The following is a 16,109-nucleotide window of genomic DNA, read 5'->3' as shown; positions in this document are numbered from 1 at the left end:
CCGGTGTTCCAGTTTCGGCGACGGGGCGATCGTTCATTCTTCAATGTCATATTCTTTCAGCTTTCGGTATAAAGTGCGTTCAGAAATTCCCAGGTCAGAGGCTGCATCCTTCCGTTTTCCCTTGTGTTTCTTGAGCGCCTTAATGATGAGTTCTTTTTCCTTATCCATAATGTTCAGGCTTTCTTCCACGACTACATGTTCATGCACATCCTGAACCATCACAGGTTGGGTGTTGTTGGACAGGGAAGATGGCAGTCCATAACCCATATTGCCTCCGGATACATTTTCCTGGCCATGGAGTTCTTTTATTTCTTCCATAAATCCTGGATGAGAATTGGCGACACCCGGATTTTGAATGATATCAAAGAACATCCGTTTTAATTCATTCACATCCTTCTTCATGTCGAAGAACAACTTGTAGAGTATCTCCCGTTCGTTGGCAAAACTGGCATTGTCGGCTGCTGCCGCGGTGTGGGAAAGAACCGGAAGTCGATTGCTGGAATAAGGCTGCAGGTATTTTTCCAATTCCCGGGCATTGACCAGTTTATCCATTGACAAAACAGAGATCTGCTCCGCAATATTCTTCAATTCACGCACATTCCCGGGCCAGGGGTAGTTAATTAACAGGTTTTTGGCATCCTCATCCAATTGTACAGAGGCGGTCTTATACTTGTCGGCAAAATCTGCAGCAAATTTTCGAAACAACAAATGAATATCTTCTTTGCGGTCACGCAGCGCGGGTACACGGATGGGCACCGTACTTAATCGATAATACAGGTCTTCGCGAAAACGACCCGCCTGTACCAATTGAAGCAGGTCTTTATTCGTAGCGGCAATCACCCGCACATCGGTCTTTTGTACTTTGGAAGAACCCACCCGGATATATTCTCCTGCTTCCAATACCCGAAGCAACCGGGCCTGGGTACCCAGGGGCATTTCACCAATCTCATCCAGAAAGATGGTGCCTCCATTGACGGTTTCAAAATAACCTTTGCGGCTGTCCACGGCCCCGGTGAATGAACCTTTCTCATGTCCAAACAATTCCGAATCGATCGTTCCTTCTGGTATAGCGCCACAGTTTACCGCGATAAAAGGGTTGTGCTTTCGCGCGCTTAGTGAATGGATGATTTGAGAAAAGACCTCTTTACCTACACCACTTTCTCCGTGGATCAATACGGTAAGGTCAGTATTCGCTACCTGAATGGCTACCTGCAAGGCATAATTCAGGGATGGGGAATTGCCAATGATGCCAAATCGATTCTTTATGCTGATCAGATCCATAATGCCCTCCTTCTTATTTTTTTATCATATTACCCAACAACGTGGCCTGGGTACAATCATCTACCTGCACCCATACATAATCTCCTTTCTTCAAACCCGATCCGTCCTTGGGAAACACGATCACTTTATTCTGTGAGTTTCTGCCCATCCAGTCATCAGGACTGCGACGGCTATCGCCTTCGATCAATACCTTAAAGGTTTTGCCGATATCCCGTTGATTACTTTCCAGGGATAACCGGTTTTGCAGGTTCACGATCTCGGTCAATCGCCTTTTTTTGACCGCCTCGGGTATATCATCGGCAAAACGTCGCTGGGCCAGTGTTCCCGGACGCTCACTGTAAAAGAACATATAACTCATATCATACCGGCTGTATTCCATGATGGATAGCGTGTCGGCATGGTCTTCTTCTGTTTCGGTACAAAATCCGGCGATCACATCGGAGGAGATACCGCAATCAGGAATGAGCTCGCGTATCCGGTCGACCCTGGCCATATACCATTCCCGCGTGTAGGTGCGGTTCATCAATTGCAGAATGCGTGATGAGCCACTCTGTACAGGGAGATGGATATAATTGCAGATATTCTCGTATTTCGCCATGGTATGCAATACCTCATCAGTAATGTCCTTGGGATGGGAGGTGGAGAATCGTACACGTAACTCAGGAGAGATCAAAGCTACTTCTTCCAGCAATCTGGCAAAGGTGACCGGCTCACCCGACTCCGGGGTGAAATAATAACTATCAACATTCTGTCCCAGTAAGGTCACTTCCCTGTAACCGGCGGCAAATAATTCCCGGCATTCGTGCAAAATAGATCCATGGTCACGGCTTCTTTCCCTGCCCCTTGTAAAGGGCACCACACAAAAGCTGCACATATTGTTGCACCCGCGCATGATACTGACAAAGGCACTCACTCCATTGCTGTCAAACCGTACAGGGGCAATATCGGCATAGGTCTCTTCCCGGCTGAGTAATACATTCACTGCTTTCTGACCTCCGGCTGCTTCTTCCACCAGTGCCGGCAGGGAACGATAGGCATCCGGCCCAACAACGATATCCACGAGTTGCTCTTCTTCCAGGAATTTTGACTTCAGGCGTTCGGCCATACATCCCAAAACCCCGACCAGCATCCCGGGTCTTCTCATTTTGATCTTACGAAACTCGGTCAGCCGCTTTCTGACGGTCTGCTCCGCCTTCTCCCGAATGGAACAAGTATTGATAAAAATAAGATCGGCCTCTTCCACATTACGGGTGGCTCCAAAACCTTCCTGCTGAAGAACAGACGCCACCACCTCGCTGTCGGCAAAATTCATCTGACAGCCATAGCTTTCAATATAAAAACGCTTCCGGTACGTGTTCGGGTCATCCGGGAAGGGGGCAAATGCCTCTCCCTGGCGCCTTTCATCCTGTACCTTATCGAGCACAAATTCTTGCATCAGTTTGGAAAAATTTGAATGGCAAAGATACTGGATTTACGGAAGAATGTGACAGGTTGTCAGGCAGATATTCTTGCCTCCAACACGTATTTTTGTGGTATGCGCCACAAGGCCTTATTGATCATTCTGCCTATACTGTTTCTGCGAATCGGGGCCTGGGGACAAACCTCCAAGGGGCCTGGAGTGCTTTCCGCCAGGATCATAGCAGATTCTACGGGTCAACCACTTGCCGGGGCATCCATTATTTTGCAACAAAAAGGGACCACCATTTCCTTTTCCCAGGTTTCAGATGGCACTGGTGAATTCACCCTGACCGGGATCCCATATGGTTACTATACCCTGAAGATCAGTTTTACCGGACTAAATAGCTATATCCTGGATAGCCTTCATTTTCGATCGGACCGATCCGACTTTAACCTGAATGATATCCGCTTAAAAAATGCCGGCCCAAAGGTCATGGAGGAAGTAGTGATCCATGTGGAAAAACCCTTGATCGAAACCAAAGAGGGGAATATCACCTTTAATGCCAGTGAATCTGCCCTGAGTGCGGGAAGTTCGGCCAGCGAACTGTTGACCAATGTACCCCTGGTGACCAAAGACCCGGATGGGAAAATATTGGTAAAGGGAAAAGAACCCCGAATCCTTATTGATGACAAACCCGTTTCACTCAACTTGCAGCAATTGCAGGATCTGTTGGAATCAATGCCGGGAAGTTCCATCGAAAAGATCGAAGTACTTACAAACCCGCCGCCTCAATACGCCAATGAACAAGGTGGGGTAATTAATATCGTTACTAAAAAAGGCCGGATCGGAAAAAGCGGACGTGTGACCCTGTTTGCCGGCTCAAGGGGAGAAGCTGGTTTGAATGCCAGTTACAGTTACCGCCGAAAAGGGTTGGCCATTAATCTCAATTCAGGCATCTCCTATAATCGGTACAGGGGAGAAGGTAACTCACAACGACAGAACATTTACACAGACTCCACCAACTTTTTTAATACAACGAATGCCTATATCAACCGGAGTACCCGCCCTAATTTTCGGGGTACGGTGGATTATGATATCAATACCCGGCAATCACTTAACCTGACCCTGAATTTTAACCACAATCATTTCGATAACGATAACGAAACAGCCTATAGAAATATAAACCGGTTTGATTCTTTGTATAAGCTGAGTATCCGGAGTATTCAGAGTCTGGGTGAGAACACAAACCCATCAGGGTCGGCCACCTGGCTTATTCGAAAGAAGGATGGGGGCAGTTTTAAATTACATGGTGGCTTGAGTTTTTCCCGAAATAACAATGACCGCGATTTCTTTCAGGAATACCTGAACCCCGATTTTACTCCTACGGGCTCGGATTCCACACAGGAAATGATCAATGATACCCGGATACGGAATCTGAACGTCTCGGCGCTTTATGTGGAGCCACTGGTGAATAAAAAAACCTACCTCAGTTTTTCAATGGGGATGAACCGGTCGGCCAATCATGTGGTGATAGATGCCTCTTACCTGCGCCAACCTGATGGACAATCGGTCAAATTGGATCAGCTCAGTAATGATTTCTGGTTTTATCAAACGGTCTCCAGCCTGATGGCTTCGGTCAGACACCTGATCACACCCGACATCAGTTTTACCATGGGTGCCACGCTTGACCGAACAGATATACTCTTTCGATTATTGCGCGACAATAAGAGAGTTGGTAATGACTACCATAGCCTGCTTCCTTTCGCCAATTTCAACCGGACATGGAAAGACAAACTGAACCTGACGCTGGCCTATCGTCGTACCATCCGACGTCCGGGTGTAAATGAGCTTAACCCTACCATTGATTTTTCTGATCCATACAATATTCGTTTTGGAAACGAAAAACTGGAAGCCTCCACAGCCGATAATTTTGACCTTGTGGTTGGCAGGACCCGGACTAAGTATTTTTTTAATTTAGGAATAGGTTATAACCAGGTGCGCAAGATCTTTAGTCAGGTGCGTACCCTGCTGGAGGATGGGAAAACCCAATTGACCTGGGAAAATCTTAGTGGGCGAAAAGAGTATGAGATGAGTTCCTGGAATGGACTTCATTTTTCCAAAAAATTCAGGCTTAATTTCAGTGCTACCTATACCTATAGTGTATATAGCGCGTTTGACAGGGATGTCAGGAAGTTTAGAAATGGGGGATCATTTACCTCTAATGCCTCAGCTAACTATTCTCCCAGGGATATACTCACTTTCACCAGTTCAATTGCTTTCAACCGGTTTGGTAATCCCCAAGGTTATGCTTCCTGGAGGGTGGGAACAAACCTGGGACTACAGGCCAAATTGTTATCCAAAAAATTGATTCTTTCTGTAAGTACCACCGATCCATTCAGGCAACAGATCGTAAGGCGGTACACCTATGGCCCCAATTTTAATCTAGTTAGTGAAAATATGACCGTGACCCGGAATTTCAGGGTCACTGTTGGGTATAATTTCTCCAAAACGATTACGCGGATACCCGCTGCATTAACCAGCTCTCTTTGACCGGAATGATCCATCCGTCTTCCAGTGATTTTTTAGTATCCACCAGATTGTTGAAGTAAAGCGTGTCTTCGGTGATGAATTGATTATCCCAGGCATATTTTAACTGGTTAAGCGGAAGCATTTCAATCCGGTCTTTGACCACAAAAGCCAATAGGGTTCGGTCAAAAAGCGGGTTTTGGTATTTGGCCTCGATGGTTTTGATCAGCCGAACGGAGCTATCCGTACTGCAACCACTGACTCCGGTGGCTGTTTCATCGGCGATCAGGACTATAAAGCGTCCGAAAAAGAGGTGCGCCGATCCTTTTACCGGGGTACCATGGCTTTTCCAGTCACGCACAAATTCTTCCAGTAATTCCTCGATCTCCAGGGCCTCACCAATGCTGAAAAGGCGGGAAGCCTGGTAGATCCAGACCCTCGATCCGGGGTCAAAATTACCCACAAGGTGGTATTTATATTCCAAGTTCATGCCGCTAAATTACATCGGAAATCAGCACACATGGAAACCTTGACGAAAAATCCGGTTTTAGCGCATTGGTACTACTCGGTAGAGGAGTGGGAAGCGTTTACCCGAACGGAGAAAAAGATCAGAGGAGAGGAGGTTCTGCTGGAAGCTTTTCTGATCACCGTGTTGGGAACCTTGCTTCTTCATTTTACCCGGGGCGCTTCCTGGGTAGTGGCACTGGCCATTTGCATGGTGATCAGTACCATTTACGCTATGATCCGCTATACAATGCGTCTGAATACCATTCGGTGGCGCAATCCTTCGTTACCGGAGGTGATCATTACCAGCAGCGCGGTGATCATAAATGGTAATAAACTCGATTATCATTCGGAGACGCGTTGGTTGCGCAGGGCTGACCTGGCCGAAAAAGAGGGGAGAAACCTATTGGCCATCACCTATGAATGGCAAACAAGAAAAGGCGTCACCTTTGACGAAATCCGCATCCCTATACCCAAAGGCCGGCTAAAGGAGGGAATGGAAATACAACAACGATTGAACCAGGTGTGAAAAATGACTTTTTAAGACTCCATACTTGACTCGATCAATTCGGCGATATCCAGTACTTTGACCGTATCTTCTTTCTCGGCATTCTTTACCCCATCTGTCATCATGGTATTGCAAAAGGGGCAGGCTGCAGCGATCACTTCTGCACCTGTATCTAAAGCTTCGCGTGTCCTTTCGAGATTGATACGCGTATCACCTTTTTCTTCCTCCTTGAACATCTGGGCACCGCCTGCACCACAACACAGACCATTGGTACGACAGCGTTTCATTTCCACCAGTTCGGCATCTAATAGTTCAAGTACCTGACGGGGTGCTTCGTAAATTCCATTGGCCCGACCTAAGTAACAACTATCGTGATAGGTGATCTTTTTTCCTTTAAAACTTCCGCCCTCTTTCAACCGGATCTTCCCGTCATTGATCAATTCCTGGAGAAAAGTGGTATGGTGGATGACCTCATAATTACCGCCCAGGTCAGGGTATTCATTCTTTAACGTATTAAAACAATGCGGACAAGCCGTAACGATCTTCCTGATCCCGTAATTGTTCAACACCTGGATATTCTGATAGGCCATCATCTGAAACAAAAATTCATTGCCTGACCGGCGGGCAGGATCGCCTGTACACATTTCTTCCTTCCCCAGAATGGCATATCGAATACCTACCCGGTTCAGGATGGTGGCAAAAGCACGCGTGATACGCTGGGCCCGCTGATCAAAACTGCCAGAACAGCCAACCCAAAAAAGGACATCGGGTGATTCACCCCTGGAAACCATTTCTGCTACGGTGGGAACATTCATTCGATGGATCTTTATTCAAAACTAAGGCATATAATTCTTTTTCAATAAATTCCATGCACATAAACTTATCTGCTTTATTTTTGACCACTTCATGAAAATCAGTAATCTGTTTAGCAGGATCACCAATTGGGAATTATGGAATTTCTATGTCCTTTATTTCCCGATCAGTTTTGTGTGGTTCTGGTATTGTCTCCGCAGCAGGAGTTTCTGGTTTTTTAGTTCTTCCAATCCCACCATCACCTTTGGCGGCTTTGAAGGGGAAGGCAAAAAAGAGATGTATGACCAATTGCCGGCTGAGTTTGTTCCCCGCACCATCTATATCATGCATGACCTTCCCTTTGAAGAAGTAAAGAAAAAGATCGCCTCATCGGGTTTTGAATATCCCTTTATCGTTAAACCGGATGTGGGAATGAAAGGGATATTGTTTCGCAAGATCGAATCGGAAGAACAATTGCAAAAATACCACGAACGGATTCCGGTAGAATACATTGTTCAGGACCTTGTGATGTTACCCGTAGAGTTGAGCGTTTTTTATTTTCGCTATCCGGATCAGGCGAAAGGAACCGTGAGCGGGTTTATCCATAAGGAATTACTCCATGTATGTGGTGATGGAGAACATACCCTGGAAGAGCTGATACAACTTCATCCCCGGGCCAAATTCCGGATGGAAGAAATGCATCACCGGCATGGGCATCGTTTTTCCCGCGTAGTGCCTAAAGATGAAATATTCTATTTGTCCTATGCCGGGAACCATAACCGCGGAGCGCATTTCACTAATTTACATAAGGAAATTGATGCAGAATTGCACGAGGTCTTTGACCGGCTTAGTCATTACAATGGTAATTTCTTCTACGGTCGCTATGATATAAAAACAACTTCGATAGAAGACCTGAAAAAGGGACGTAATTTTTTTATTCTGGAATACAATGGGTGTGGTGCCGAACCCAATCATATTTATGATTGCGGCATGTCACTCGGAAAGGCCTATGCCGAAATTCTTCGGCATTGGAAAGCACTCTATCAAATTAGCCGGTATAATCATAAAAATGGCACGCCCTATTGGTCATTTCGAAAGGGGTATGATTTTCTTAAGAAAAGCCGTGCTCATTTTAAGTTACTGGAGCAATATGATTGAAAGCAGGAGATAACCGACAAAACCCTAACTTGAGAACCATGTGTACCGTTAGTTTTGTACCAGTTGGTGATAAAGTACTGATCGCTTCCAATCGCGATGAGAAACATTGGCGTGATGCCGCACTCCCCCCACAGGGGTATGATACTGTAACGGGGAAAATCTGGTATCCCCGGGATGCCCATGCAGGAGGCACCTGGCTGGGAGTACATGAAAAGGGGACGGCTGTAGTATTGCTAAATGGAGGATTTGTAAAACATGAACCTTCGCCTCCCTATGAGAAGAGCAGGGGACTGGTATTGCTTGACCTGCTTAAAACCAAATCCCCTTATGATCATTTCCGTTCCTATCCCCTTGAATTTATTGAACCGTTTACCCTTGTCATCTGGCAAGACCAACATCTGTTTGAATGTCGCTGGGATGGGAGTAAGAAACACAGTCTTCCCTTGAATAAGGAAATTCCTCATATCTGGTCTTCGGTTACCTTATATCCGCCTGAGATCATCGCCAAACGCAAGAACTGGTTTGAAAAATGGCTCGTAGATCACCCGGAACCCAACCTAAAGGATCTGCTTCATTTCCACGAACATACGGGTGATGGTGACAGGGAAAATGACCTGTTGATGAACCGGGATGACCAGGTATTCACCGTGAGTATTACCGGAATGGAGCTGGGCAAAAATAATGGGGAGATAAGATACCTCGACATTCAAACCCGGCAAAGTGCCCAACAATCCCTTCACTTTACCCAGGTACCTTTAATCGAACTATGAGTGCGAGACCAAGCCGTTTCAGCCGCTTCCTGACCCGGTTATTTCATTGGGAATATTGGAATATGCACCTGGTCTATGTACCCGATTACGTTTACTATGCCTGGCTTTGTATCCGTAGCGGATGGAAATACTTTTTTAACGCCGCTGACCCCCTGATTGAAAACGGAGGTTTTCTGATGGAGTCAAAAAAGAAGATCTATGACAGCCTTCCTTCAGGAAGCTACCCGCGCACCCTTTTGTTTGCTGCCCATCCATCACCGGATGAAGTGATAAAGAAAATAAAGGAAAATGGTTTTCAGTTTCCACTTATCGCCAAACCCGATATCGGTATGCGGGGATTGGCGGCTCAAAAACTGGAATCGGAATCAGATATCTTCCAATTTATTCCTGCTTATTCAATCGATTTTCTAATACAGGAGTTTGTACCCTGGAAAAATGAAGTGGGCATCTTTTATTGCCGGTACCCTGATCAACCTGGAGGATTTATCACCGGTATTGTGGGAAAAGAATTCATGACCATTACCGGGGATGGAAAGAAAAGTATGGCCCAACTTGTGCTGGCTAATTCCCGCTATGCCTTACAATGGGAGGCCCTGGAAAAGGAATATGGTTCCACCTGGAACGATGTACCTCGGGCAGGGGAGAAGATCGAACTTTTGCCCTATGGTAACCATGCCCGCGGGGCCCTTTTTCTGGACCACAGTGACCAGATTGATGACCGCCTTACCCAAATCATGGATGACTATTGCCAACAGGTTCCTGAATTTTATTTTGGTCGGTTGGACATACGTTTTAATGATTGGGAAGAATTGCGTCAAGGAAAAAATTTCTCCGTGATTGAGCTAAACGGAGCCGGAAGCGAACCCACGCATATGTACGACCCCAAACATTCCTTGTTCTTTGCCTGGAAGGAATTGATCCGGCATCACCGGATTCTGTTCCGGATCGCAAGGCTAAACCACAAACGTGGCTATTCTTATATGACCTTTGCTGAAGGCCAGGCAATGTTTCGCGCCAGTCGTATTTATACAAAGAAACTTCAGGAGGTACACGCCCGGTTATTGGCGATTGAAAAAAACTAAAAGCCAATTGCGAATGGCATTTAGCTATTAGCTTTTCCCTATTTTTGATCCATGCACCCGTTGGTCCGTGTTCTTTTTGTTGGATTGCTTGTCAGTTTTCTGGGGTCCCTTCCCTTGGGCACCTTGAATGTGGCTGCCATGCAGATATCGGTAACCGATGGAATTAGTCCGGCTTTATGGTTCTCTGCAGGTTCCCTTACAGCAGAAATGATATATGTAAGGCTTTCATTGGTAGCCATGGATTGGGTACGGAAGCAGGAGCGGATCTTCAAAATACTGGAATGGCTTACGTTTATCATTGTGCTGGCCCTGGCTGTTTCCAGTTTTTATGCGGCATTGCATCCTTCTGTTGGGGAGAACGTCATACTCAGCAGCACGCTTCACCGATTCTGGCTGGGATTAGGCATGAGTGCACTCAACCCTGTTCAGATTCCTTTCTGGTTTGGTTGGAGTACTGTGCTTTTTACCAAAAAAATACTTCAGCCAAAAATCTCCCATTATAACGTCTATATACTGGGTATTGGAATCGGCACCCTGATGGGAAACTGTATCTTCATTTTTGGGGGACAGGTCATTGCCGATCGGCTCAACAGCAATCAGAATATATTGAACTGGGTCATAGGCAGCATTTTTGCCATTACTGCATTGCTTCAACTCTGGAAAATTGTCCGGAAAAAAGATGTAGCTCACCAATTAGAGCATCCCGAAGAGATCACGCACGGACTGGAGAAGAATATCCATTCATAACCCCGTATCCACAATCATTAGAATCGATACCCCGCTGCCAGCGATGGGACCAATCTTCCACCTGCATCTTCATCCAATGAATTATAGTCAGGAATGATACGCAACGTATATCCATAACCGATGGTTGGGGCTGCAAAAATGTGTTTGGCAAAAACAAGATGATATCCGGCTTCTGCTATGGGGGTGAACATTGGACTAAACAAACTGGACTTCCCTTCCCAACTCAACAGATGCCACATCAGTTTGGCGCCAATAAAAGGATTGTTTCCATTGGTGTTATTTCCCAAAGAATACCGGTATCCGGCATAAATGCCAAACCCTTTTGATGTTGAATAGGAGGCCGAAGACGAAAATTGGTAGGTAAGTCCGACACTAAAACTGCCTTTTCCGGGGAATGATTCACCTCTGACTCCTCCAATATGGTCCTTGAATCCCTTTCCTACCATGTAGTGGTACTCCGCACCCAACTCAAAGGGTTTTTGTGCGAGAGCCGTTAGACTGGTGAAAACGACCAGGAGAAGGAATAGTCTTCGCATGACAATTTTTTTGGGTATAACGTAAATCGCGTCGATTTATTTGTTAACGCCGAAGCACCGGGAAACTAGGACACCCATGCATCCCGCTCATCCGGCGAGAATTTCCAGGGGGCGAAGTTGTTTTCTACATTGCCAAACATGGCGTTCCACTCCTGTGGGGCGTTGCTGTCCTCCATGATCAATGACCGGCGGAGTTCAAGGATGATCTCGAGCGGGGCAATGGATACCGGGCAGGCTTCCACACAGGCATTACAGGTAGTACAGGCCCTTAATTCCTCTACTGAAATATGGCTGAATAAATTTCGCCCGTCATCGCTAAAGGCTCCGTTTTTGTCGATCACTTTTCCCACCTCTTCAAGTCGGTCACGCGTATCCATCATGATCTTCCTGGGCGAAAGTAGTTTACCGGTTTGCGTAGCCGGACAGGCTGCACTGCACCGTCCGCATTCGGTACAGCTATAAGCATCCAGCAGGTTCTTCCAACTCAGGTCAAACACGTCCTTGGCCCCAAATTTTCCGGGAGGGGCTGCATCGGCAGGGGCCAATTCAGGCTGCATGGCATAAAGCACTTCATTTTGTACCGACACCATATTCTTCATATAGCCCTGTGGATAAAGCCGGGCAAAATAGGCATTGGGGAAAGCGAGTAATATGTGCAGGTGTTTGGAATAGGGCAGATAATTTAGAAACGCGAAAATGCCCAGGATATGCATCCACCAGGCCACCCGTTCAATCCCAATTAATGTGGAAGGTGCCCAATCGGTCATGACAGGGGCTAATAAACCGGAAAGTACAAAATTCCCGGTATCGGCATAATGCTCATTTCCCTGAAGTTGAAGGGCACGGTCGGCGCTGTTCATCAGCAAAAAAAGGCTCATCAGGACGATCTCCGTGATCAGGATATAATTGGCATCGCTTCTTGGCCAGCCGTCCAGGTCATGACTGATAAACCGTTTGAGTTTGATGATATTTCTCCGTATCAAAAAGACCACACAGGCCAGCAGGACCAGTAATGCCAATATCTCAAATGCATTGATCAAAAACTGGTAAACACCTCCTAATGGACCGGCAAACATTCGGTGTCTTCCCGTTATCCCATCCAGCACGATTTCCAATACCTCTATGTTGATGATGATAAAACCGGCGTAAACCACAAAATGGAGTACAGCCACAAGAGGATTCTTGAACATTTTCTTTTGTCCAAAGGCCAGGAGCAGTACATTCTTCCACCGCAAGGCGGGCTGGTCATTTAATTCTTCCTTCTGACCCAGCAGGATATTGCGCCTGATCTTTTGGGCATTACGGGCAAAAAGACCGATGGCAAAAAGGGAAACAAGGACAAAAAGAAGTTGTGGCAACCAATTCATGTTCAAATCATTTGTAGTGCTAAATTAATCCTTATGTTTGAGTAGCAAAACAATCATCCCTATGGCTGAGAAAAAGAATTATATCCTGGACCGGGAAACTGCCCGGAAAAAGCTGGAGCGAATGACCTATGAGATCCTCGAAAACAATACAGGAGAAGAGGAGATCATCTTTGCCGGGATCCGGGAAAGAGGGAGCGCTATCGCCCGTTGGTTGCAGGCAAGGTTTGCTAATCTGTCTTCCATCCGGACCCGGGTAATTTCCGTGCAATTGGATAAAGACCTGCCAACCACAGTTGAACTGAGTGAGAAGATAGATTTCAATGGCAAAGTGGTCATCCTCGTGGATGATGTGGCCAGCAGCGGGAAAACACTGGTTTATGCCTTGAAACCATTTCTTGAATTTCACCCGAAAAAGATACAGATGCTGGTGCTGGTAGAGCGCACCCATAAAACCTATCCCGTTCACCCGGACTATGTCGGCCTATCCCTGGCAACTACCTTGCAGGAACACATTTTTGTGGAAGTAGAAGGGGAGGATGTGGTAGGGGCTTACCTGGAATAATTACTTCTATTTCTTCGTGTTCTTTGTGCCCCCTTAGTGTCCTTTGTGTCCTCTACGCCAGTCTTGCGTAGAGGACACAAAGGACACTAAGGGAAGCACGAAGGACACTAAGAACGAACATCAAAAATAGAAAAGATAAAATCGGCCTTTCCCCTTACTATCCATCATAAAAGCCGGGGCCGGGAACTTAAACGAATTCAATCCCTGTAACAGGGTACGAAGCAACTTACTATTCGTCTTTATTTTGGTAAGATCAATATCTGGCGCGAGGTAAAATTGTCTTTTTCTGGGAATATCCCGCCGGTCAAAAACAATATTCCCATTTTCATCTTTCTCTGTGTTTTCAAACCCGCCAAACATTCCATCCGCCCCATATCCAACGGCCAGATTGAGCCATTCAGGTATTTTGCTTTGCGGAAAAAATGATCTTAGGTTTGCGCTTAGCCAGTACGTTTGCCCGTTGTAGTCCTTTAGCATTCGTTCATACCAGCTATTCCCAAAAAGTTCACCTGAACGGTCATTCAGTTCATTGTCGCCATATTTCATCCGATGAAAGGAGAATTTGAATTGAATTCGTTGTTCCTCCCAGGCCAATTGCTGCCCAATATATAATCCGGATCCGGCCAGATTGGCTCCCATATCGGCCCAACTCCAACCCCATTCAGCCGAGTGGGCATCCAGTATTTCGATCACGGTCAGATAGGCCGTACCGCTCAGGCCACCGATCAATGTAGCCTTCCTGTTGGACAGTCCAGCCCATTTCCACATGGCTGTGGAAGCGCGTCCGGTATTATAGGCCGTCCACGCATGACCGGTCTTATCCATCTGGTTCCACTCTCGTGTGTCATTGAACGTGTGGAAAGGGGATTTTGGATATTTTTTATACCAGGTATTATTCAGTAAAAACAGGGATCCTCCATAACCGGCCAGATTGACCCCGCCAATGAGGAGTTGCCGTTTCCCAAAGTCGGGTAAACTATCCCTGGATTGGGCCTGGCCATGGGCCAGGATGCAACCGAAGAATAGTAGATGGAGGAAAACGGACTTCATGCTACAAAAATACGTGAAGGTCAAGTTGAATGATTAATTAATAATTCATAATCAATAATTTTTTAACTTTCCTCCCAATAATCTAATTAATACAATATATGGAAACGGCAATTCAGGAAAAGGTATCCATTTGGCTCGGCGAAGAATTTGATCAAGCCACCCGGGAAGAGATCAAACGTTTACAAGAAACCAATCCTCAGGAACTGGCCGATGCATTTTATAAAAGCTTGGAATTTGGCACCGGTGGTTTGCGCGGATTGATGGGCGTGGGCACCAACCGGATGAATAAATATACAGTGGGTATGGCTACACAGGGCTATGCCAATTACCTGAAACAATCTTTCCCCAATGAGCAAGTGAAAGTGGCCATTGCCCATGACAGCCGGAATAACAGTCGCTTTTTTGCCGAAACAGTGGCCAACGTATTTGGCGCCAATGGCATCAAAGTGTTTTTGTTTGAAAGTCTGCGCCCAACACCTGAACTGAGTTTTTCTATCCGGCACCTGGGATGCCAGGGTGGTGTGGTTTGTACAGCCTCCCATAATCCGAAAGAATACAACGGATACAAAGCATATTGGAATGATGGCGGACAATTGGTACCTCCGCATGATAAGAACGTGATCCGCGAAGTGGAGAAAATCGGTTCTGTGTCGGAAGTAAAATGGAGTGGGGGAGAAGCCAATATTTCCCTTGTTGGTAAGGAGATTGATGAAGCCTATATCGCCATGGTAAAAAGCCTGAGCGTTTATCCGGATGTGATTGCAAAACAGCATGACCTTAAAATTGTATATACCCCGATTCATGGCACGGGGATCAAACTGGTACCCACCGTGCTCAAGGAGTTTGGTTTTACCAATGTGCATATTGTAGAAGGACAGATGGAGCCGGATGGAAATTTCCCCACAGTGGTCTATCCCAATCCGGAAGAAAGTGAAGCCATGAGCATGGGCTTGAAAATGGCCCAGTCGCTGGACGCAGATATCCTCCTTGGTACAGATCCGGATGCTGACCGGGTTGGTATCGGCATCAAAGACAATAAGGGTAACTGGGTATTGATGAATGGGAACCAGACCGCAGTATTAGCCTTTAACTATATGATAGAGGCCAGAAAGGCTAAAGGGATTGCCCAATCCAATGATATGGTGATCAAAACCATTGTTACCACGGAAATGATCAACCGTATTGCAGAAAAAAATCAGGTAGCCTGTTATGATGTACTTACCGGTTTCAAATGGATCGCCGAACTGATCAAAGAAAAAGAAGGAAAAGAGAATTATGTAATCGGTGGTGAAGAAAGTTTCGGTTTAATGATCGGTGACCGGCTTCGGGACAAGGACGCTGTAAGCGCCGTGGCCCTGCTTTGTGAAATGGCCGCCTATGAAAAAAGCAAAGGACGCAGCCTCTTTCAGAAATTACTTGACCTCTACGTGGAATATGGGTTCTTTAAAGAACACCTGATCTCCATTACCAAAAAAGGCATGGATGGCCAACAACAGATTGCGGACATGATGGAAAGGTTCCGCAATAATCCGCCGGCCCTGCTGGGTGGAAGCCCCGTGGTTCAATTGCTCGATTATGAACTTCGTAAAGGCAAGAACCTCCAGACCGGTGAATCCTGGGAGATCACATTACCAAAGTCCAACGTGTTGCAGTTTATACTTGAAGATGGAAGCAAAATATCTGCCCGTCCATCCGGCACCGAACCCAAGATCAAGTTTTACTTTAGTGTAAACGGAAGTCTGGTTTCGGCAGCAGGATATGAAGCCGTGAATACACAGCTGGGTGATAAGATTTCGAAGATCATTGAGGACCTGGCTTTGTAAGAGA

The 16,109-nt window shown here is 46.3% G+C and carries 15 protein-coding genes; 8 read left to right on the top strand and 7 right to left on the bottom strand.

The genetic code is table 11. From position 1 onward, the window contains the following. Nucleotides 1-33 precede the first annotated feature (33 nt). Nucleotides 34-1,281 (bottom strand): sigma-54-dependent Fis family transcriptional regulator, encoded by a 1,248-nt coding sequence (locus J0M30_10590; GenBank protein MBN8667940.1) that lies wholly within the window; start codon nt 1,279-1,281, stop codon nt 34-36. 13 nt (nt 1,282-1,294) lie between these two features. After that, nucleotides 1,295-2,716 carry a tRNA (N6-isopentenyl adenosine(37)-C2)-methylthiotransferase MiaB gene (gene miaB, locus J0M30_10585; protein ID MBN8667939.1) on the bottom strand — a complete coding sequence of 474 codons (1,422 nt, stop codon included), beginning with the start codon at nt 2,714-2,716 and terminating at the stop codon, nt 1,295-1,297. Between the two features lie 18 nt (nt 2,717-2,734). On the opposite strand from miaB, the gene J0M30_10580 reads away from it, so the two are divergent. Further along, a complete protein-coding gene (locus tag J0M30_10580; GenBank protein MBN8667938.1) occupies nt 2,735-5,230 on the top strand; it encodes an outer membrane beta-barrel protein in 2,496 nt (831 codons plus the stop codon). Here the strand turns inward: J0M30_10580 and J0M30_10575 are convergent. Next, nucleotides 5,193-5,696, bottom strand: coding sequence for a hypothetical protein (locus J0M30_10575; GenBank protein ID MBN8667937.1), 504 nt, complete (start codon nt 5,694-5,696; stop codon nt 5,193-5,195). The genes J0M30_10580 and J0M30_10575 overlap by 38 nt on opposite strands. Nucleotides 5,697-5,726: 30 nt before the next feature. On the opposite strand from J0M30_10575, the gene J0M30_10570 reads away from it, so the two are divergent. Next, nucleotides 5,727-6,239, top strand: a complete 513-nt coding sequence (locus tag J0M30_10570) for a hypothetical protein (protein MBN8667936.1) — start codon at nt 5,727-5,729, stop codon at nt 6,237-6,239. A gap of 11 nt (nt 6,240-6,250) precedes the next feature. Here the strand turns inward: J0M30_10570 and J0M30_10565 are convergent, their stop codons facing one another. Then, nucleotides 6,251-7,033 (bottom strand): (Fe-S)-binding protein, encoded by a 783-nt coding sequence (locus tag J0M30_10565; GenBank protein MBN8667935.1) that lies wholly within the window; start codon nt 7,031-7,033, stop codon nt 6,251-6,253. Between the two features lie 91 nt (nt 7,034-7,124). On the opposite strand from J0M30_10565, the gene J0M30_10560 reads away from it, so the two are divergent. Genes J0M30_10560 through J0M30_10545 form a run of 4 tightly spaced genes read left to right on the top strand, consistent with a single transcriptional unit; the run spans nt 7,125 to nt 10,767 of the window. Beyond that, nucleotides 7,125-8,168, top strand: coding sequence for a hypothetical protein (locus J0M30_10560; protein ID MBN8667934.1), 1,044 nt, complete (start codon nt 7,125-7,127; stop codon nt 8,166-8,168). Between the two features lie 38 nt (nt 8,169-8,206). Further along, on the top strand, nt 8,207-8,938 hold the full coding sequence (locus J0M30_10555) for an NRDE family protein (GenBank protein MBN8667933.1): 732 nt from the start codon (nt 8,207-8,209) through the stop codon (nt 8,936-8,938). Then, the gene (locus J0M30_10550; protein ID MBN8667932.1) at nt 8,935-10,020 is read left to right on the top strand and encodes a hypothetical protein; all 1,086 of its coding nucleotides are present in this window, start codon (nt 8,935-8,937) and stop codon (nt 10,018-10,020) included. Before J0M30_10555 ends, J0M30_10550 begins: the two co-directional genes overlap by 4 nt. Before the next feature lie 51 nt (nt 10,021-10,071). Continuing rightward, the gene (locus J0M30_10545) at nt 10,072-10,767 is read left to right on the top strand and encodes a LysE family transporter (protein ID MBN8667931.1); all 696 of its coding nucleotides are present in this window, start codon (nt 10,072-10,074) and stop codon (nt 10,765-10,767) included. A gap of 17 nt (nt 10,768-10,784) precedes the next feature. Here the strand turns inward: J0M30_10545 and J0M30_10540 are convergent, their stop codons facing one another. Both J0M30_10540 and J0M30_10535 read right to left on the bottom strand, forming a co-directional pair. Then, on the bottom strand, nt 10,785-11,303 hold the full coding sequence (locus tag J0M30_10540; protein ID MBN8667930.1) for a hypothetical protein: 519 nt from the start codon (nt 11,301-11,303) through the stop codon (nt 10,785-10,787). A 65-nt stretch (nt 11,304-11,368) separates the two neighbouring features. Further along, entirely contained in the window at nt 11,369-12,670 is a 1,302-nt protein-coding gene (locus tag J0M30_10535) for a (Fe-S)-binding protein (GenBank protein MBN8667929.1), read from the bottom strand. 61 nt (nt 12,671-12,731) lie between these two features. Here J0M30_10535 and J0M30_10530 point away from each other — a divergent pair, with 61 nt between their 5' ends. Next, nucleotides 12,732-13,232 carry a phosphoribosyltransferase gene (locus J0M30_10530; GenBank protein ID MBN8667928.1) on the top strand — a complete coding sequence of 167 codons (501 nt, stop codon included), beginning with the start codon at nt 12,732-12,734 and terminating at the stop codon, nt 13,230-13,232. Between the two features lie 120 nt (nt 13,233-13,352). On the opposite strand, the gene J0M30_10525 is transcribed toward J0M30_10530, so the two are convergent. Continuing rightward, the gene (locus J0M30_10525; GenBank protein ID MBN8667927.1) at nt 13,353-14,282 is read right to left on the bottom strand and encodes a DUF2279 domain-containing protein; all 930 of its coding nucleotides are present in this window, start codon (nt 14,280-14,282) and stop codon (nt 13,353-13,355) included. A 98-nt stretch (nt 14,283-14,380) separates the two neighbouring features. On the opposite strand from J0M30_10525, the gene J0M30_10520 reads away from it, so the two are divergent. After that, nucleotides 14,381-16,105: a phospho-sugar mutase gene (locus J0M30_10520; protein ID MBN8667926.1), complete on the top strand. Its 1,725-nt coding sequence runs from the start codon at nt 14,381-14,383 to the stop codon at nt 16,103-16,105. Nucleotides 16,106-16,109: the final 4 nt, after the last annotated feature.

The organism is Chitinophagales bacterium (assembly GCA_017303415.1).
Lineage (GTDB): Bacteria > Bacteroidota > Bacteroidia > Chitinophagales > Chitinophagaceae > SpSt-398.
The sequence above is the reverse complement of the archived record's forward strand: the minus strand, read 5'-3'. Positions and strand labels throughout refer to the sequence as shown.